Genomic DNA, 17,619 nt, shown 5'->3' with positions numbered 1-17,619 from the left:
CTAACAGAACGGTCTGTCTCCCATTTTGCTTGACGGCGGGCGCGCAAGGGTGCACTCTGAGCAAGGAACAAGACAGAACGGTCTGTCTGCTTCACTCCTCGGACCCCCGCGCACCACCTGACCGGGAAGGCCGCCATGGCTGCCAACGCCACCCCCAACGACTCCGAAGCCCCCGGAGCCCCCAAGGCCCACGACCTCCGACAGATCGAGCAGGCCAACGCGTCGGGCCGGACGCCCCTCGTCCTCGTCCACGGCCTCTGGCTCCTCGCGAGCAGCTGGGACCGCTGGGCGGTACGGGCCGAGGCCGCAGGGTTCGCCCCGGTCGCGCTCTCCTGGCCCGACGACCCGGACACCGTCGCCGAGGGCAACGCCCACCCCGAGGTCTTCGCCGGCAAGACCGTCGGGCAGGTCGCCGGCCACCTGGACGGGCTCGTCCGGCGCCTGGACCGCAAGCCCGTCGTGATCGGGCACTCCTTCGGCGGTCTGCTCACCCAGATCCTCGCCGGACGGGGCCTCTCCGCCGCCTCCGTGGCCATCGACCCGGCCCCCTTCCGCGGTGTGCTGCCCCTGCCGCTGTCGGCCCTGCGCGCCGCGCGCCCGGTCCTGGGCAACCCGGCCAACCGCAAGAAGGCGGTGCCGCTCACCTACGAGCAGTTCCGGTACGCCTTCGCCAACGCGGTGAGCGAGAAGGAGGCACGCGAGCTGTACGCGACGTACGCCGTGCCCGCCCCCGGCGCCCCGCTCTTCCAGGCGGCCACCGCCAACATCAACCCCCGCACCGAGGCCAGGGTCGACACGGCTCATCCCGGCCGCGGTCCCCTGCTCGTCATCTCCGGCGAGAAGGACAACACCGTCCCCTGGGCCATTGCCAACGCCTCGTACAAGAAGCAGCAGCGCAACCCCGGTGTCACCGAGATCACCGAACTGCCGGGCCGGGGGCACTCGCTGGTCATCGACAGCGGCTGGAAGGAGGTCGCGGACACCGCGCTGACCTTCGTGAGCCGCTTCGTCTGACGCCCCGTCCGCCCGTTCGCCCACACCCCCACCCACAGGAAGCAGCAGCCATGAGCACCTTCACCACCACCGACGGCACCGCGATCTTCTACAAGGACTGGGGCAGCGGACGCCCCGTCGTGTTCAGCCACGGCTGGCCGCTCAACGCCGACGCCTGGGACAACCAGCTGCGGCTCCTCGCCGAGAACGGCTACCGCGCCATCGCCCACGACCGCCGGGGCCACGGCCGCTCCGGCCAGCCCTGGCAGGGCAACGACATGGACACCTACGCCGACGACCTGGCCCAGCTCATCGAGCACCTCGGCCTGGAGGACGCGGTGCTCGTCGGCCACTCCACCGGTGGCGGCGAGGTGACCCGCTACCTCGGCCGGCACGGCACCGCGCGCGTCGCCAAGGCCGTACTCCTCGGAGCCGTACCGCCGTTGATGCTCAGGACCGAGGCGAACCCGGACGGTCTGCCGCGTGAGGTCTTCGACGGGATCCGCGAAGGGGTGCGCACCGACCGCTCGGAGTTCTACCGCACCCTGAGCGGGAGCTTCTACGGCGCCGACCGCGAAGGCTCCACGGTCTCGCAGGGCCTGCGGGACGCGTTCTGGCTGATGAGCATGGCGGCGGGCAGCAAGGCCGCGTACGACTGCATCGAGCAGTTCTCGGAGACCGACTTCACCGAGGACCTGGGGCGCATGGACATCCCCGTCCTGGTGGCCCACGGCGACGACGACCAGATCGTCCCCATCGGCGCCGCTGCCCACCGGTCGGCCCAGCTCCTCCCGAACGCCACGCTCAAGGTCTACCCGGGCGCCCCGCACGGGCTGAACGGCGCCTTCGAGGAGGAGTTCAACGCGGACCTGCTGGACTTCGTCAAGCGGTAGCGGCCGGACCCGTCGATCCGTCGCGGGCGCTCGTGGACCTCGCCCGGTCCGCGAGCGCCCGTACCTCTGCGGCGACCCCGGCATGACGCTCGCGCGGGATGTCGTGGCCGACGCCCGGCTGGAGTACGAGCCGGGCGCCGGGGATCGCCGCAGCGGTGGCCCGGCCCGCGGAGGGTTTGAGCAGCGGGTCGTCCGTGCCGTGCAACACCAGTGCGGGGACGCGGAGTTCGGCCAGGGCCGGTCCGGTCCACCGTGCGCCGATCTGCCGGGACTGGGCGTCCGGGTCGGCGATGCCGGTGTCCACGTCGGCGGTGATCCGCTCCAGGGCCTCCGCCTCGTCGAACGGGTAGCCCGGCGAAGCGCAGAGCCGTGCCACCGCGAGCCCCGCCGCGATCCGCCCCTCGCGGTCCCGGGCCGGCTTGATGCGGGCGAACTTCGCGAGGGTGGCCAGACGCAGATGGCGGAAGGCGCCGAGCCCGCCGATGTCGCTCGGCAGGGCGGCGGACGAGGTGAGTGTGCGCACCCGGTCCGGGTGGCGCAGCGCGACGCGCTGGGCGACGACCCCGCCCAGCGAGTGCCCGAAGAGGTGCGCCGACTCCCAGCCCAGCGCGTCCAGGACGGCGACGGCGTCGTCGGCCATGTCCTCGGCGGTGTACGCGGCGCCGCGCCGGGCGGCGAGGGCGGTGAACGGGTTGCCGCCCGGGCTCCTCGGCAGCCGGGTCGACTCGCCCGCGTCCCGCTGGTCGTAGCGGGCGACGGCGAACCCGGCGCCGGCGAAGGCGGCGCACAGCTCCTGCGGCCACCAGTACCGGGACACCGCCAGTCCCATCACCAGCAGCAGCGCCTCGCCGTCCCCGCCCTCCCGGAGCCGGTCGTGGGCGAGCTCGACCGGGCCGTTGCGGGCGAAGCGGCGTTCGGTCCAGGTCATGGCGGGCTCCTCGGTGGCTGGATACTGCGATCGATGTTCGCAGTATTAGACTACAGGCCAGTCCAGGACCCCAGAAGGAGAGGCGGCGGGCAGTGGCCGATCGCGAGACCCCGCCGAGGACCGTGTGGTCACGCCCCGAGCGGGGCGCGCGCGGACCCGCGCCCGAGCGGTCCCGGTACGAGATCACCGAGGCCGCCCTCGCCCTGGCCGACCACGAAGGGCTGGCGGCCGTGTCGATGCGCGCGCTCGCGCAGCGGCTGGGCACCGGGCCCGCCTCGCTCTACCGCTATGTGGGGAGCCGCGACGAGCTGCTGGACCTCATGGCCGACGCGGTCGCGGGCGAACTGGACCTCTCCGCCGCTCCCGGCGGCGACTGGCTCGGCGACCTCGTCGGCCTGGCCCTCCAGTCCAAGGCCGCCCACGCCCGCCACCCGTGGCTCGCCGAGCTGAACGACCGCCGGGGCGAGGTGCTGGGCCCGCACGCGATCGACTACCTGGACCACGCCCTCGCGATCCTGGCCCCGGCACCCGGTACGAGCGGGCAGAAGCTGGAGGCCATCGGGCTCCTGGGCGGCCTCGCCACGCTCTTCGCCCGCCGTGAGACCACCACGACGGCCGAAGAAGGCGGCCGCCGGCCCGCTCAGGCTGCCCACCTCGCCGCGGTCGCCGCGGAGGGCCGCCACCCGCACCTGCTGGCCGCCCTCACGACAGCGGGCCCGCCACCTGTGGCGGGCCCGGCCGAGCGGGACGCGTTGTTCGAACGGCTGCTGCGCCGGCTGCTTCCGGCGATGCTCGGCTAGGGCCTGCCCTCATCGTCGTACGGCGCACGCCTCAGTCGAGTCGTCGTACGGCGCACGCCTCAGTCGAGGCAGAACTCGTTGCCCTCGATGTCCTGCATCACGATGCACGACTCGTTCTCCTCGTCGGCGACCATCACGCGCTCACACACCGCGCCGAGCGCCACCAGCCGGTCGCGTTCGGCCTCAAGCGTGGCGAGGCGCTCCTCACCCACGAGCCCCGTGCCGGCCCGCACATCGATGTGCACCCGGTTCTTGGCGGTCTTGCCCTCCGGAACGCGCTGGAAGAAGAGGCGCGGGCCCACACCTGAGGGATCGGTGCAGGCGAACCAGGCACCCTGCTGCTCGGGCGGCAGCGAGCGATCGTGATCGGCCCAGGTGTCGAACCCTTCGGGCACCGGCGGCACGACGTACCCCAGCACCTCGCACCAGAAACGGGCGAGGCGCTCAGGCTGGGCGCAGTCGAAGGTGATCTGGAGCTTCCTGAGTGTTGCCATCCGGGCACCCTAGTGGCGCGTGCCGTCCGCCGGCACCTGGATTTTCCGTCCCGGGACGGCCGTCAGCCCTCGACCGGTGCCACGCCGATCGGGCAGGACACCCCCGTACCGCCGATCCCGCAGTAGCCGCCGGGGTTCTTGTCCAGGTACTGCTGGTGGTACGCCTCCGCGGGCCAGAACGGGCGGCCGTCGGCCGGGAGGATCTCCGTGGTGATCTCCTTGTGGCCCGAAGCCGTCAGGACCTTCTGGTACGCCTCGCGGGAGGCGTCCGCCGCCGCTGCCTGGGCGGGGGAGTGGGTGTAGACCGCGGAGCGGTACTGGGTGCCCACGTCGTTGCCCTGGCGGAAGCCCTGGGTCGGGTTGTGGGACTCCCAGAACAGCTTCAGCAGCTCCTCGTACGAGACGACCGCCGGGTCGAAGACGACGCGGACCGCCTCCGTGTGGCCGGTCAGGCCCGAGCAGGCCTCCTCGTACGTGGGGTTCTCCGTGTAGCCGCCCTGGTAGCCGACGAGCGTCGTCCAGACGCCTTCCGTCTGCCAGAACTTCCGCTCCGCGCCCCAGAAACAGCCGAGCGCGAAGTCCGCCACCTCCAGGCCCTCCGGGTACGGGCCCACCAGGGGGTTGCCGAGGACCGTGTGGCGGGAGGGGACGGTGAATTCGGGGACGGGACGGCCGCGCAGGGCCTGCTCCGGGGTGGGGAGCTCGGGGGTGCGGCGGTTCAGGAACATGCGGGGGCTCCTCCGGGGTCGGTGGGGGTTCGGTACATACAACAAGGGACCCGCCACCGGGATTCCGGCCGGCAGCACACCCCTCAGTGCGGCAGCGTCGCCGGGGAGCCGCCGTTCGCCTCGTACCCCGCGACCGCCAGCGCCCGGTAGACCGTGTACTGCGCGGCCGGGTCCGGCTCGGCGGTCCAGGGCAGCGCGCCCACGTGGCCGTCGATGAGGACCAGCTGGTGCATCGCCTCCGACCAGCGCTCCATGTGGACCAGGAAGAACACCAGCAGATGGCGTACGTGGGCGAGCATCGGGTCGTCCGGGCGGGCCGCGTGGACCGCGAACATAGCGCCCCCGACCGCCTTCGTCACCACCTGGCCCTGGTAGAAGCCCTGCACGAGATTGACCTCCGGCAGGTGCTCGTACACCGCGAACAGCGGCAGCGCGGCCAGCAGCGACCCCTGCGGGGCGCGGGCGGCGGCCGCCGTGGCGAAGGCGTCGGCGTCCTTGCGGGAGCCGTGCCACTTCTCGCAGTGGAAGTGCAGCGCCGCGATGTGCGCGCCCATGTGGGCCGGGGCCCGGTCGATGATCTTCGCCCAGAGCTGGTCGAACTGCTCGGGGGTGTAGCCCAGGCCGCGGGCCACCGCCAGCTCCGCGATGCACGGGACGGGGTCGCCCGGGGCGAGCAGGGCCGCCTCGCCGCAGACCGTACGGGCCTCCTCCAGTATGATCCGGAAGTCGTCCGTCCCCGCCGCCGACGACCGCCACGCCTGCTGCACCAGGAACTCCGCGTGCACCGCCGCACCGCCCGCGTCCTTCGGGGCCTCCGCACGCCAGGCGCGCAGCCACGACCCGCCCTTCCCCGGCTGCTGCGCCAGCTCCAGCGAGGCCGCACCCGCGAAGGCCTGCACCCGCTGCCAGCGCACCTCGCCCTCCTTCGGCGTGCCGGAGAGCAGCTGGGAGGCGGCCCGCCAGTCCTGGGTGGCCTGGACGACACCGAGGACGTCCAGGAGGTCCTGGTCCGGGCCCGGCATCCGGACGTCCAGCTCCTCCTGGCGGGCGAAGCCGTACGTATCGGGGTCGGCGGCGTCGGGCGAACCCGGGGCGACCTGGCGGATACCACCGCGGCGGCGCATCACGAACGGGCCGACAATCGCGGCGAGCATGCACATCGCGAGCAGGAACAACAGAATCTCCATGGACCCATTGTCCCCGGATCGGCGAGTGGCCCGTAAGCACCCTTACGACGAACTACGCTCGGGACCATGAGCGACCAGCACAGCTTCGAGACTCTCGCGATCCACGCGGGGAACACCGCCGACCCCCTCACCGGCGCGGTGGTTCCGCCCATCTACCAGGTGTCCACGTACAAGCAGGACGGCGTGGGCGGACTGCGCGGCGGCTACGAGTACAGCCGCAGCGCCAACCCCACCCGTACCGCCCTGGAGGAGAACCTGGCTGCCCTGGAAGGCGGCCGCCGCGGTCTCGCCTTCGCCTCCGGCCTCGCCGCCGAGGACTGCCTCCTGCGTACGCTGCTGACCCCCGGTGACCACGTGGTCATCCCGAACGACGCCTACGGCGGCACCTTCCGGCTGTTCGCGAAGGTCGCCGCGCGCTGGGGCGTGGAGTTCTCGGTCGCCGACACCTCGGACGTGGCGGCGGTACGGGCGGCGATCACCCCGCGCACCAAGGCGGTCTGGGTGGAGACCCCCTCCAACCCGCTGCTCGGCATCACCGACATCGCCGCCGTCGCCCAGGTCGCGCGGCAGGCCGGGGCCCGCCTCGTCGTCGACAACACCTTCGCCTCGCCCTACCTCCAGCAGCCGCTGTCCCTCGGCGCGGACGTCATCGTGCACTCCACCACCAAGTACATGGGCGGCCACTCCGACGTCGTCGGCGGCGCCCTCGTCGTCAGCGACCCGGAGCTGGCCGAGGAGCTGGCGTTCCACCAGAACGCCATGGGCGCGGTCTCCGGCCCCTTCGACGCCTGGCTCGTGCTGCGCGGCATCAAGACCCTCGCCGTCCGCATGGACCGGCACACCGAGAACGCCACCAAGGTCACCGAGCTGCTGACCCGGCACCCCAAGGTCTCCCAGGTCCTCTACCCGGGCCTGCCCGAGCACCCCGGCCACGAGGTCGCCGCCAAGCAGATGAAGGCGTTCGGCGGCATGGTGTCCTTCCGCGTCAAGGGCGGCGAGGAGGCGGCGGTCGAGGTCTGCAACCGGGCGAAGCTCTTCACGCTCGGTGAATCCCTCGGCGGCGTCGAATCGCTGATCGAGCACCCCGGCCGGATGACGCACGCCTCCGTCGCGGGCTCCCTGCTGGAGGTCCCCGCCGACCTGGTCCGTCTCTCCGTCGGCATCGAGAACGGCGACGACCTGCTCGCCGACCTCACCCAGGCCCTGGGCTGACCGGCCGGCAGTACGGCGACACACCCGGGCGCCCGCCGGTGAACGGCGGGCGCCCGCACGGTCAGACGCTCACCTTCTCGTCCTCCAGCATGGTCCGGATCTGCCCCCGCAGTTCGGGGCTGTCCTCGTGACCGTGGACGGACACGGCGTGCTCGCTCGCGGCGCGGACGACCTCGTCCTCCTCACCGGAGATGGCGAGCGAGCAGTTCGTCTCGCTCGGGTACTTGCGGCAGTCGGCGATCTTCCTGGTCATGACGGCCTCCTAGGCTCGTACGACGACCCGCTCTTCCAGGGTAGGCCGGTTCCACCGGCGCTCCAACGGCCTCACCACCCCTCCAGCGGCGGTGTCACCTCCGCAGGCTCCGGAAGCCACGGCTGCTCGACCCCCGCCCACACCAGGAACGCGGCGAACACCGTCCCCGCCAGCCACCAGGCCGTACGCCGCACCCCTCGGCGCAGCCGCAGCAGCCGGGCCCCGCGCCGCGCGGCCCGGTCCGCCAGACCGGCCGGCACCGGCGGATGCGGCCCTTCCAGCATCCGCCGGACCTCGTCCGCCTTGCGGTCCCGGCCCCTGATCACGGCGTCACCCCGGGGAGGTAGTTCCTGCACCGGCTCCCGATCACGGCGTCACCCCCGAGGCAAGGGCCGAACCGGCCGCGGGGCGCCGGGGCCCCGCGGAGCGCATCGCCGCTATCGAGCGGTCGCAGACCGCCCGTATCCGGTCCGCCGGAAGCCCCAGCAGCGCCGCCGTCTGGTCCTCGCCGACCTCCTCGTACAGCCGCAGCACCAGCACCAGCCGCTCCAGCGGGGCGAGCCGCCCCAGCACCCCGCCGAGCGGATGCCGGTGACGCCACGCCTCCCGGGCGAACCGGACCGCGAGCTCCTGGCGGGTGCGGTCGTACGGGTCCTCGCCGCGCAGCCGGTCCCACTCCGCGTACGTACGTGCCAGGGCCGCGCAGAGCAGCCGTTCGGCCCGTACGTTGGCGCCCGCCGGTGCGGTCGGCTCGGCGGTGAGCAGGGTCGCCGTGTGCAGCAGGCGTCCGCCCGCGCCCGCCACGAAGGCCTCGAACTCCTGGGCGCGGAGCCGGTCCCGGTGGGTCTGCCGCTCTCGCATGGAGTTCATCCGAGCCCCGGTGCGGCCATGGGGTCAAGAGGCCGGACGCGGCCGGTGCCCCGGGACGTACGCGGGTGTCAGTCGCTCTGCGGCGGCTGGTGCGCGGCCTGCCGGGCGGCCAGTGATCCGTTGAACCGGGTGAGCAGCGCGCAGAAGGTGTCCCGCTCCTCCTGCGTCCAGCCGTCCGTCACCTGCGACATCAGCTCGCGCCGCGAGGCGCGGACCTCGTCCAGGCGGGCCTGGCCGCGCGGGGAGAGCTGGAGCACGACGGCCCGGCCGTCCTCCGGGTGCGAGGTCCGCTTGACCAGCCCGGTGTCGACGAGCGGGGCGACCTGACGGGTCACGGTGGAGGAGTCGATCCCCATGCCCGCGGCGAGCGCCTTGACGCCCATCGGGCCTTCCTTGTCCAGCCGGTTCAGCAGCAGGTACGCCGCCCGGTCCATCGAGTTGCGGACCTGGCCGACACCGCCGAGGCGGGTCTGCTCGGCACGGCGGGCGAAGACCGCCACCTGGTGCTGGAGGGAGTCCAGCAGGCGGTCGGGACCCGGGTGTTCGGGGGCGGCGCCCCCGGAAGGAGACGCAGCAGTCGTCATGTCCTGAGGGGGCATGGCCGGGGGCTCTCTTCGTGCGGTGTCGGATGGGTGGGGGACAGAGTACGCGGCCCCGGGGCAACGCGTACCAGTGCCGCACAAACCTGCGGACACCACCGCAGGCCGCCATGAGACAAGTCTGCCGCGACCGCTCCGAGCTGCAAGACTTGCGGGTATGACGTTCCGCGCGACCGCCCGACACCCGGCCCTGATCCTCGACGATGTCCGGGGCGCGCAGAAAATGCTGTCCGGGGTGGCCAGGGTGACCGCCCTGGAGGGCAGCCGGCACCTGACCGAGCTGGTCGGCGCCCCCGTCCACCTCAAGTGCGAGAACCTCCAGCGCACCGGCTCCTTCAAACTGCGCGGCGCGTACGTGCGTATCTCCGGCCTCACCCCGGTGGAGCGGGCGGCCGGGGTGGTCGCCGCCAGCGCCGGGAACCACGCCCAGGGCGTCGCGCTCGCCTCCACGCTCCTCGGCGTCCGGTCCACGGTCTTCATGCCCGTCGGCGCCCCCCTGCCCAAGGTCGCCGCGACCCAGGAGTACGGGGCCGAGGTGCGGCTGCACGGCCAGGTCGTCGACGAGACACTGGCCGCCGCGCAGCGGTACGCGGAGGAGACCGGCGCGGTCTTCATCCACCCCTTCGACCACCCCGACATCATCGCGGGCCAGGGCACCGTCGGGCTGGAGATCCTGGAGCAGTGCCCGGAGGTCCGCACGATCGTCGTCGGCATCGGCGGCGGCGGTCTCGCGGCCGGTATCGCCGTCGCGGTGAAGGCGCTGCGCCCCGACATCCGGATCGTCGGCGTCCAGGCCGAGGGCGCCGCCGCCTACCCGCCCTCCCTGGCCGCAGGCCACCCGGTCTCCCTCGACGACCCGGTCACCATGGCCGACGGGATCAAGGTGGGGCGCCCGGGGGACGTTCCGTTCGCGGTGATCGAGGAGCTGGTCGACGAGGTCCGCACCGTCACCGAGAACGAGCTCTCCAGCGCGCTGCTGCTCTGCCTGGAGCGGGCCAAGCTGGTGGTGGAACCGGCCGGGGCGAGCCCGGTGGCCGCGCTGCTCAGCGACCCGAAGGCGTTCCGGGGACCGGTGGTGGCGGTGCTGTCGGGCGGCAACGTGGACCCGCTGCTCATGCAGCGCGTCCTGCGCCACGGGATGTCCGCAGCGGGCCGCTACCTCAGCCTGCGGCTGCGGCTCACCGACCGGCCGGGGGCGCTGGCCACCCTGCTGGCGGCACTGACCGTCGCCGACGCCAACGTGCTCGATATCGGCCATGTGCGCACCGACCCGCGCCTCGGGCTGACCGAGGTGGAGGTCGACCTCCATCTGGAGACCAAGGGCCCCCGCCACTGCGAAGAGGTCGAAGCGGCACTGCGCCGGGACGGCTACCGGGTCATCGGCTGAGCGCCCGGTTCCCGCCGGTTGGCCGGATCCCGTTATTCACCGCGCGGTGAGGCCCGGCGAATCCTAGGATCGCTGACGAACCACGTACGTGTACGTCATCCGCGAGCGACGGGGGAGTTCGTCCATGCCAGGTGCCATCCATGCCGAAGGTCTGGTCAAGACCTTCGGTGACGTACGAGCCCTGGACGGAGTCGACCTCGATGTGCCCGAGGGCACCGTCCTCGGGCTGCTCGGCCCCAACGGCGCCGGCAAGACGACCGCCGTACGGGTCCTGACCACCCTCCTGCGCCCCGACAGCGGCAGCGCGTTCGTGGCCGGGATCGACGTGCTGAAGAAGCCCAACGAGGTACGCCGCTCGATCGGGCTCTCCGGACAGTTCGCCGCGGTCGACGAGTATCTGACCGGCCGGGAGAACCTCCAGATGGTCGGGCAGCTCTACCAGATGAGCTCCCGCGACGCGAAGGCCCGGGCGGGCGTCCTGCTGGAGCGGTTCAACCTCGCCGACGCCGCCGACCGTACCGCCAAGACGTACTCCGGCGGCATGCGCCGCCGGCTCGACCTCGCGGCCGCCCTGGTCGTCTCGCCGCCCGTCATGTTCATGGACGAGCCGACGACCGGTCTCGACCCGCGCAACCGGCAGCAGCTGTGGGACGTCATCGAGGACCTGGTGGCGGGCGGTACGACACTGCTGCTGACCACGCAGTACCTGGAGGAGGCCGACCGCCTCGCCCACGACATCTGCGTCATCGACCACGGCAAGGTCATCGCCCGCGGCACCTCCGACGAGCTCAAGGCCCGCACCGGCGGCGAGCGCGTCGAGGTCGTCGTGCACCGCCCCGACGAGATCGAGCCCGCCCGCTCGGTGCTGACCACCCTGGGGAAGGGCGAGGTCACCGTCGCTCGGCTCTCCCGCAAGCTGACCGTCCCGGTGAGCGGCGGGGCCAAGCTGCTCGCCGAGATCATCCGCGAGCTCGACGGCAGCGGCGTGGAGATCGACGACATCGCCCTGCGCCGCCCCACCCTGGACGACGTCTTCCTCTCGCTCACCGGCCACGCCGCCGAGGCGAACGAGCACGGGGACCCCGAAGAGAAGGAGGAGACCCCGTGAGCGTCACCACCAAGGACGCCCCCGTCCTGGCCCCCCGCCCGTCCGGCGGCGTCATGCAGTCGGTCAGGGACTCACTCGTCGTCGCCAAGCGGAACCTGATCCGCATGACCCGGATCCCCGAGATGGTGATCTTCGGGCTGATCCAGCCGATCATGTTCGTGGTGCTCTTCACGTACGTCTTCGGCGGCTCGATCAGCATCGGCGGCTCGACCGACCCGCAGCTGTACAAGGAGTTCCTGATGGCGGGCATCTTCGCCCAGACCGTCACCTTCGCCACCGCGGGCGCCGGCGCGGGCATCGCCGACGACATGCACAAGGGGCTCATCGACCGCTTCCGGTCGCTCCCCATGGCCCGGGGAGCCGTCCTCACCGGGCGGACGCTCGCCGACCTCGTCCAGACCACCCTCACCCTCGTGGTGCTCGCGGGGGTCGCCCTGATCGTCGGCTGGCGCACCCACGAGAACATCGGCAAGGTGCTCTGCGGCTTCCTGCTGCTGCTCCTGCTGGGCTACGCCTTCTCCTGGATCGGCGCCCTGATCGGCCTGTCCGTGCGGACCCCGGAGGCGGCGACCTCCGGCGGGCTGATCTGGCTGTTCCCGCTGACGTTCATCTCGAACGCCTTCGTGCCGGTCACCGGCATGCCGACGTTCCTGCAGCACGTCGCCGAGTGGAACCCCTTCAGCGCCACGGTGGCGGGCGCCCGTGAACTCTTCGGGAACACCATGCCGGGCGTGCCGAAGTCGGTCACCGGGGCGTGGCCGATGGAGCACCCGGTCATCGCCTCGGTCATCTGGTCGATCCTGATCATCGTGGTCTTCCGGAGCCTGGCGGTCCGCAAGTACCGCTCGGCGACCGTCTGAGACCTGGGACCGACAAACGACGCGGGAGCCCCGGCCTGCCAAGGCCGGGGCTCCCGCGTCGTTCCGTCGTGGTGGGCCGGGTGTCAGCCCGTGTACGGCTTCGCCGCCAGGATCTTCACCGTGGCAGTCTTGCCGTTCGGCAGCTCGTACTCGGCGTTCTCGCCGGTGCGCTTGCCGTGCACGCCGATACCGAGCGGGGACTGCGGGGAGTACGTCTCGATGTCCGCGCTGGCGTACTCGCGGGAGGCGAGCAGGAACGTCGTCGTGTCGTCCTCGTCGCCGTCGAAGGCGATCGTCACGACCATGCCGGGCTCGACCACGCCGTCGTCGGCCGGCGCCTCGCCGACCTTCGCGTGCTCCAGGAGCTGGGTGAGCTGGCGCACCCGCAGCTCCATCTTGCCCTGCTCCTCCTTGGCCGCGTGGTACCCGCCGTTCTCCCGGAGGTCACCCTCCTCACGGGCCGCCGCGATCTTGACGGCGATCTCCGTGCGCGCGGGACCAGACAGGTACTCCAGCTCGGCCCTGAGCTGGTTGTACGCCTCCTGCGTGAGCCAGGTGACGTTTTCGCTGGTCTGGGTCACAGGTGCTCCTCGTCGGTGCTGGGAATACAAAGCATCGCCCTACCCAGAAGCATGTGCTTCCACGGGTGGGCGAAACCACGAGCCTAACAATTCCGCAGGAAAAGGGGGAGAAGGTAAACCGTCACACGTCCGGGTGGACTGCTCCACCGGCGGAAGGCGCAGGTCAGGCGGGGTGCATCAGATCCGGCACCCCGGGCAGTTCAGCGGGCCGTAGAGCTGTCCGCGGTACAGCCCGTGAGCTCGACCGCGGTCGCCAGCGCCCGCGTCCGCATCACCACGAGCTCGTCGATCCGGTCGGCGCCGGGCGCGAAGCGGGTCTCCTTGCGGCCGACCTCGCTGCCGTCCTTGCTCAGGGCCCGTACGGTGCAGTAGCCGTCGGCCTCGGAGTCCTTGCGCACTTCGAGGTGGGCCTCGGTCCGCACGTCGGAGACGATGTCGAACTTGATCAGCTCGGCGCTGATGCCCTCGCCGGTCACGTAGCCGTAGCCGATCCAGCCGACCACGCCGAGCAGCGCGACGCCCAGCACCGAACCGACGATCTTCAGCTTGCGGTCCGCGCGCTGATCATCGGTCCTGCCGTACCGCCCCTCGGGCGTGGCTTCACGAACCGCCGTCATGATCTTTCCCTCCGGTCCGGGCAACGAGGAATTTTCCACCTCCCCGTTCGGTCACTATAGAAGTCGCCCGTGCGTCATCCGACCGCGCCCCACATCGCGACCACATCACTGAGGATCGAGCTTTGACTGAGCAGCTGCGACTGATGGCCGTTCACGCCCACCCCGACGACGAGTCGAGCAAGGGCGCGGCCACCATGGCCAAGTACGTGTCCGAGGGGGTGGACGTGCTGGTCGTGACCTGCACGGGAGGCGAGCGCGGCTCCATCCTCAACCCGAAGCTCCAGGGCGACGCGTACATCGAGAAGAACATCCACGAGGTGCGCAAGAAGGAGATGGACGAGGCCAGGGAGATCCTGGGCGTCCAGCAGGAGTGGCTCGGCTTCGTCGACTCCGGGCTCCCCGAGGGCGACCCGCTGCCGCCACTGCCCGAGGGCTGCTTCGCGCTGGAGGACCCCCAGGTCGCGGCCGGGCGCCTGGTGGCGAAGATCCGCGCCTTCCGGCCCCAGGTCATCACCACGTACGACGAGAACGGCGGCTACCCGCACCCCGACCACATCATGACGCACACGATCTCGATGATCGCGTTCGACGGTGCGGCGGACGCGGAGGCGTTCCCGGAGGCGGAGTTCGGCCCGGTGTGGGAGCCGCGGAAGCTCTACTACAACCAGGGCTTCAACCGGCCGCGCACCGTCGCGCTGCACGAGGCGCTGCTCGCCCGCGGCCTGGAGTCGCCGTACGGGGAGTGGCTGGAGCGCTGGAAGGAGTTCGAGCGCGTCGAACGCACGCTGACCACGCACGTTCCCTGCGACGAGTTCTTCGAGATCCGTGACAAGGCGCTGATCGCGCACGCCACGCAGATCGATCCGGAGGGCGGCTGGTTCCGGGTTCCGATGGACGTCCAGCGCGAGGTCTGGCCGACCGAGGAGTACGAGCTGGCGAAGTCTCTCGTCGATACCTCCCTCCCCGAGAGCGACCTCTTCGCGGGCATCCGCGACAATGCCTGATATGTACGCGACCCAGGCACTGACGCACGTCGTCCCGCTCGCCGCCGAGCTCGACAAGAACAAGGTCACCCCCGGCGTTCTCGGCTTCCTCGTCTTCGCGGCCCTCGCCGTCGGCGTGTGGCAGCTGATGAAGTCGATGAACCGGCACATGGGGCGGGTCGACTTCGAGGAGGCCCCGGACCCGGCCGCCCCCGAGGCGGCCCGGAGCGGGGCCCCCGGGGCGAACGCCGAGAAGTAGGCCCGGGCCCCGGGGCCCGGGCTCCGTCCTGGGACGCCGGACGGGCCGACCGGCCCTGTCCGAGGGGAACCGGCCGGAGCCTCCGCCACGGCGGGGGCGCGGCCGGTCCTCCGTACCGCGAACGTGACCGCGAACGTGCCGTCAGCGAGCGCCCCCGCCCGCGATCCACTCCGCCAGGGCGAGCAGGGTGGACTCCGCGCTCCGCGCCATGTGGTCCCGCAGCGCATGGAGGTCCCCGGGTGTGTCGCCCAGGACCGGGTCGGTACGCAGCAGCCGCCAGGTCTGCTCGACGACGCTGCCGGTGCCCTGCTCATGGAGGCGCCACTCCCAGCGCACGATGCCGTCCTCGGCGCCGCCGACGACGAAGGCGAACGCGGAACCCGGATCGGCTCGCACCACCTCGGAACGGGTGACCCATTCACGCCCGTCCCGGCGGTTGCGGCCATGGAACCGCGCGCCGACCCAGGGGCCGTCCCCCGGCTCGCAGCTCACCGCACTGGCGCTCGGGCTCCACAGTTCGATCAGTGAGACATCACTGATCAGGCGGTAGACGGAGTCCGGCGCCAAGGCGACCCAGCACCGCCTGGAGAAGGCGAAGGGCGTCGGATCGAGCCCGGCCGGCGGCTGCCGCGCGACGGGGGCGGTGCTCTCGGACGTGGTGGCGCTCATGGGTGCTCCGTACGTTGTCGAGGAGATACGCGGCCCATCCTGGGGACCGGTACGGGGAGCAGCCACACCCTGTGGATCCGCACCCCGGCAGGGTGGGGCACGAGCCGGCAGCGCTCCGCATACTCGGTCCCATGACCAAGCACGGGCAGCTCGCCGACTTCCTCCAGGCACGCCGTGGCCTGCTGCGTCCCGAGGACATCGGGTTGCGGACCTACGGTGAGCGGCGCCGGGTGCCGGGGCTGCGACGGGAGGAGCTGGCGATGCTCGCGGGCATCAGCGCGCCCTACTACGCCCGGCTGGAGCAGGGCCAGTCGCGCAACGCCTCGCGCGAGGTACTCGACGCCATCGCGACCGCTCTGCGTCTGGACGAGTCCGAGCGGGCCCATCTGCACGAGCTCGCCCGTGCACCGAAGCGGGGCAGAGCCACCCCCCGTCCCCGCCCCGAGCACCTCACCCCGGCCACCGGCGCGTTGCTGGCAGCTCTCGAAGGCACCCCCGCCATCGTCGTCGGCCGCCGTAGTGACGTACTGGCCTGGAACACCCAGGGGCACGCGTTGTTCGCGGGTCATCTCGACCGGGACGGCCCCGACCAACCGGGCCGCCGGCCGAACATGGCCAGGTCGGTGTTCCTCGACGCCCACACCCGTGACCTCTACGTCGACTGGCCCGCCAAGGCCAGGGCCGTGGTCGGGAACCTGCGCCTGACCGCCGGCCGGTACCCGGACGATCCCCTGCTGGCCGGACTCGTCGGCGAACTGACCATGCGCAGCCCGGAGTTCGCCACCATGTGGGCGGATCACCGGATCCTGGCCTGCGATGTCGCCGACTACGCGATGCACCACCCCACGGTCGGACCCCTGACCGTCACGCAGCAGACCCTCCAGAGCCCGCAAGGAGACGGACCCGCTCTGGTGGTCGCCACGGCGGCCGCGGGCTCTCCCTCGGCGGCCGCCTTGAAGCTCCTCGCCCACGCCGGCGAGGCGGCCCGGCCGCCCCGGGGCGCCGAACCCCGCCCCACCTGACCCGAGAACGAACCCCGCCCACCTGACCCGAGAAGCAGACCCCACGGTCCTCTTCCATGGCCGGAAATGCCCGAACCACGGGCAGACACCGCCGTGTTCAGCCTCCATCTGCCGGTTTCCGAACCCCTCGGCACCCACCCTGGCTGCAGCATGCCCGCACGCCTGAGAACAGTGAAGGAACCCATGTCGCCCATGTCCCAGCGCAGCAGCATCGTCGCGACCGTCGCGGCCTCGGTCGCGGCGGCCCTCGCCGTGGCCCTCCCGGCCGACGCCACCCCGGCGGACCCGAAGCCCCTCAGCGACGTCCGGATCGCGTCCCACTTCGACCTGACCGCGGGCCAGATGCCGGAGAACATCGCCCTGCTCCCCGACGGCTCGGCGCACGTCACCTTCGCCGCAGGCCGCCAGATCGCCCGGATCACGCCTCGCGGCACCACCCGCATCCTGGCGACCCTGCCCGCGCCCGCCGACGCCGGGGTCAAGACCCCCGTCCTCGGCTTCCCCATGACCACCGGGATCGTCCACGCCCCCGGCGGTGCCACGTACGTGCTGTACGCGACCGGTGCCGCCGACCTGACGGGCCTGTGGCGGCTGTCCCCGGGCCGGGCCCCCAGGCGCATCGCCGCGCTGCCCCCGGACGGCGTGCCCAACGGACTGGCCCTCGACCGGCACAGCGAGCGGCTCTACATCACCGACTCGGTGCTCGGCACCGTATGGACCGTTCCGCTCTCCGGGGGCCGGCCCACCGCGTGGGCGACCGCACCCGAGCTCGCCCCGGCCGGCTTCCTCGGAGTCAACGGCGCGAAGGTGCACGACGGCGCCCTGTGGGTGACCAACCTCGACAAGGGCACCCTCCTGCGCATCCCGATCCGGCACGGGAACCGGGCGGGAGCGCCGCAGGTGAAGGCGACAGGCCTGGCCGGTATCGACGACTTCGCCTTCACCGGCCGGGGCGACGAGGTGCTCGCCACCCTCAACGCCCCCAACAAGGTCGTACGCATCCGGCCCGACGGCACCGGCACCACCGTGCTGGACGCCGGGGACGGACTCCAGAACCCCACCTCCGTCGCCGTGCGGGGCAGGGAGGTGTACGTCCTCAGCGCCGCCTACACCACGGCTGAGGACCCCAACCTCCTGCGCGCCCGGCTGCGCGGCGGCCGCCGGGGGTGAACCCGG

General features: G+C 72.1%; 22 protein-coding genes. 11 read left to right on the top strand and 11 right to left on the bottom strand.

The features are described from left to right. The first annotated feature begins 135 nt into the window (after positions 1 to 135). Entirely contained in the window at positions 136 to 1,014 is an 879-nt protein-coding gene (locus tag ACK8N7_RS12475) for an alpha/beta hydrolase (protein WP_403209129.1), read from the top strand. A 50-nt stretch (positions 1,015 to 1,064) separates the two neighbouring features. Then, complete coding sequence (locus tag ACK8N7_RS12470; protein ID WP_403209131.1) at positions 1,065 to 1,886, top strand: alpha/beta fold hydrolase; 822 nt, start codon at positions 1,065 to 1,067, stop codon at positions 1,884 to 1,886. Here the strand turns inward: ACK8N7_RS12470 and ACK8N7_RS12465 are convergent. Beyond that, the gene (locus ACK8N7_RS12465) at positions 1,876 to 2,814 is read right to left on the bottom strand and encodes an alpha/beta fold hydrolase (RefSeq protein WP_403209133.1); all 939 of its coding nucleotides are present in this window, start codon (positions 2,812 to 2,814) and stop codon (positions 1,876 to 1,878) included. The two genes, ACK8N7_RS12470 and ACK8N7_RS12465, sit on opposite strands and share 11 nt — an antisense overlap. A 92-nt stretch (positions 2,815 to 2,906) precedes the next feature. Here ACK8N7_RS12465 and ACK8N7_RS12460 point away from each other — a divergent pair, with 92 nt between their 5' ends. Continuing rightward, a complete protein-coding gene (locus tag ACK8N7_RS12460; protein WP_403209135.1) occupies positions 2,907 to 3,614 on the top strand; it encodes a TetR/AcrR family transcriptional regulator in 708 nt (235 codons plus the stop codon). A 59-nt stretch (positions 3,615 to 3,673) separates the two neighbouring features. On the opposite strand, the gene ACK8N7_RS12455 is transcribed toward ACK8N7_RS12460, so the two are convergent. The 3 genes from ACK8N7_RS12455 to ACK8N7_RS12445 form a co-directional block, all read right to left on the bottom strand. Further along, the gene (locus tag ACK8N7_RS12455; protein ID WP_500442290.1) at positions 3,674 to 4,108 is read right to left on the bottom strand and encodes a VOC family protein; all 435 of its coding nucleotides are present in this window, start codon (positions 4,106 to 4,108) and stop codon (positions 3,674 to 3,676) included. A 62-nt stretch (positions 4,109 to 4,170) separates the two neighbouring features. Beyond that, entirely contained in the window at positions 4,171 to 4,836 is a 666-nt protein-coding gene (gene msrA, locus ACK8N7_RS12450; protein ID WP_032757642.1) for a peptide-methionine (S)-S-oxide reductase MsrA, read from the bottom strand. 83 nt (positions 4,837 to 4,919) lie between these two features. Beyond that, on the bottom strand, positions 4,920 to 6,023 hold the full coding sequence (locus ACK8N7_RS12445; protein WP_500442288.1) for a hypothetical protein: 1,104 nt from the start codon (positions 6,021 to 6,023) through the stop codon (positions 4,920 to 4,922). Positions 6,024 to 6,089: 66 nt separating this feature from the next. On the opposite strand from ACK8N7_RS12445, the gene ACK8N7_RS12440 reads away from it, so the two are divergent. Then, the gene (locus ACK8N7_RS12440) at positions 6,090 to 7,235 is read left to right on the top strand and encodes a cystathionine gamma-synthase (protein WP_403209143.1); all 1,146 of its coding nucleotides are present in this window, start codon (positions 6,090 to 6,092) and stop codon (positions 7,233 to 7,235) included. A gap of 61 nt (positions 7,236 to 7,296) precedes the next feature. On the opposite strand, the gene ACK8N7_RS12435 is transcribed toward ACK8N7_RS12440, so the two are convergent. From ACK8N7_RS12435 to ACK8N7_RS12420, 4 genes are all read right to left on the bottom strand, one after another. After that, positions 7,297 to 7,488, bottom strand: a complete 192-nt coding sequence (locus ACK8N7_RS12435) for a DUF1059 domain-containing protein (protein ID WP_403209145.1) — start codon at positions 7,486 to 7,488, stop codon at positions 7,297 to 7,299. 71 nt (positions 7,489 to 7,559) lie between these two features. Further along, entirely contained in the window at positions 7,560 to 7,772 is a 213-nt protein-coding gene (locus ACK8N7_RS12430) for a hypothetical protein (RefSeq protein ID WP_043974794.1), read from the bottom strand. 82 nt (positions 7,773 to 7,854) lie between these two features. Further along, complete coding sequence (locus tag ACK8N7_RS12425) at positions 7,855 to 8,349, bottom strand: SigE family RNA polymerase sigma factor (protein ID WP_355085565.1); 495 nt, start codon at positions 8,347 to 8,349, stop codon at positions 7,855 to 7,857. A gap of 77 nt (positions 8,350 to 8,426) precedes the next feature. After that, entirely contained in the window at positions 8,427 to 8,957 is a 531-nt protein-coding gene (locus tag ACK8N7_RS12420; RefSeq protein ID WP_015610981.1) for a MarR family winged helix-turn-helix transcriptional regulator, read from the bottom strand. A gap of 157 nt (positions 8,958 to 9,114) precedes the next feature. Here ACK8N7_RS12420 and ilvA point away from each other — a divergent pair, with 157 nt between their 5' ends. From ilvA to ACK8N7_RS12405, 3 genes are all read left to right on the top strand, one after another. After that, positions 9,115 to 10,344: a threonine ammonia-lyase gene (gene ilvA, locus ACK8N7_RS12415; protein WP_403209147.1), complete on the top strand. Its 1,230-nt coding sequence runs from the start codon at positions 9,115 to 9,117 to the stop codon at positions 10,342 to 10,344. A 124-nt stretch (positions 10,345 to 10,468) separates the two neighbouring features. Then, a complete protein-coding gene (locus ACK8N7_RS12410; protein ID WP_403209149.1) occupies positions 10,469 to 11,452 on the top strand; it encodes an ATP-binding cassette domain-containing protein in 984 nt (327 codons plus the stop codon). Beyond that, positions 11,449 to 12,312 carry an ABC transporter permease gene (locus ACK8N7_RS12405; RefSeq protein ID WP_403209151.1) on the top strand — a complete coding sequence of 288 codons (864 nt, stop codon included), beginning with the start codon at positions 11,449 to 11,451 and terminating at the stop codon, positions 12,310 to 12,312. The genes ACK8N7_RS12410 and ACK8N7_RS12405 overlap by 4 nt, the downstream gene beginning before the upstream one ends. Before the next feature lie 83 nt (positions 12,313 to 12,395). Here the strand turns inward: ACK8N7_RS12405 and greA are convergent, their stop codons facing one another. Continuing rightward, the gene (gene greA / locus ACK8N7_RS12400) at positions 12,396 to 12,893 is read right to left on the bottom strand and encodes a transcription elongation factor GreA (RefSeq protein WP_403209153.1); all 498 of its coding nucleotides are present in this window, start codon (positions 12,891 to 12,893) and stop codon (positions 12,396 to 12,398) included. 200 nt (positions 12,894 to 13,093) lie between these two features. After that, the gene (locus ACK8N7_RS12395) at positions 13,094 to 13,510 is read right to left on the bottom strand and encodes a DUF4307 domain-containing protein (RefSeq protein WP_403209155.1); all 417 of its coding nucleotides are present in this window, start codon (positions 13,508 to 13,510) and stop codon (positions 13,094 to 13,096) included. A gap of 122 nt (positions 13,511 to 13,632) precedes the next feature. Between ACK8N7_RS12395 and mca the strand changes: the two genes are divergently transcribed. Continuing rightward, positions 13,633 to 14,514, top strand: coding sequence for a mycothiol conjugate amidase Mca (mca, locus tag ACK8N7_RS12390; RefSeq protein ID WP_358373502.1), 882 nt, complete (start codon positions 13,633 to 13,635; stop codon positions 14,512 to 14,514). A 1-nt stretch (position 14,515) separates the two neighbouring features. Further along, complete coding sequence (locus ACK8N7_RS12385; protein ID WP_500442283.1) at positions 14,516 to 14,752, top strand: hypothetical protein; 237 nt, start codon at positions 14,516 to 14,518, stop codon at positions 14,750 to 14,752. Between the two features lie 141 nt (positions 14,753 to 14,893). Here ACK8N7_RS12385 and ACK8N7_RS12380 read toward each other — a convergent pair whose 3' ends face one another. Continuing rightward, positions 14,894 to 15,421, bottom strand: a complete 528-nt coding sequence (locus tag ACK8N7_RS12380) for an SRPBCC family protein (RefSeq protein ID WP_403209160.1) — start codon at positions 15,419 to 15,421, stop codon at positions 14,894 to 14,896. A gap of 131 nt (positions 15,422 to 15,552) precedes the next feature. Here ACK8N7_RS12380 and ACK8N7_RS12375 point away from each other — a divergent pair, with 131 nt between their 5' ends. Then, positions 15,553 to 16,443, top strand: a complete 891-nt coding sequence (locus tag ACK8N7_RS12375) for a helix-turn-helix domain-containing protein (protein WP_500442281.1) — start codon at positions 15,553 to 15,555, stop codon at positions 16,441 to 16,443. A gap of 192 nt (positions 16,444 to 16,635) precedes the next feature. After that, the gene (locus tag ACK8N7_RS12370; RefSeq protein WP_500442280.1) at positions 16,636 to 17,613 is read left to right on the top strand and encodes a hypothetical protein; all 978 of its coding nucleotides are present in this window, start codon (positions 16,636 to 16,638) and stop codon (positions 17,611 to 17,613) included. The last annotated feature ends 6 nt before the right edge of the window (positions 17,614 to 17,619 follow it).

The organism is Streptomyces griseobrunneus (assembly GCF_046713465.1).
In the GTDB taxonomy this organism is placed as follows: Bacteria; Actinomycetota; Actinomycetes; order Streptomycetales; family Streptomycetaceae; genus Streptomyces; species Streptomyces microflavus.
The sequence above is the reverse complement of the archived record's forward strand: the minus strand, read 5'-3'. Positions and strand labels throughout refer to the sequence as shown.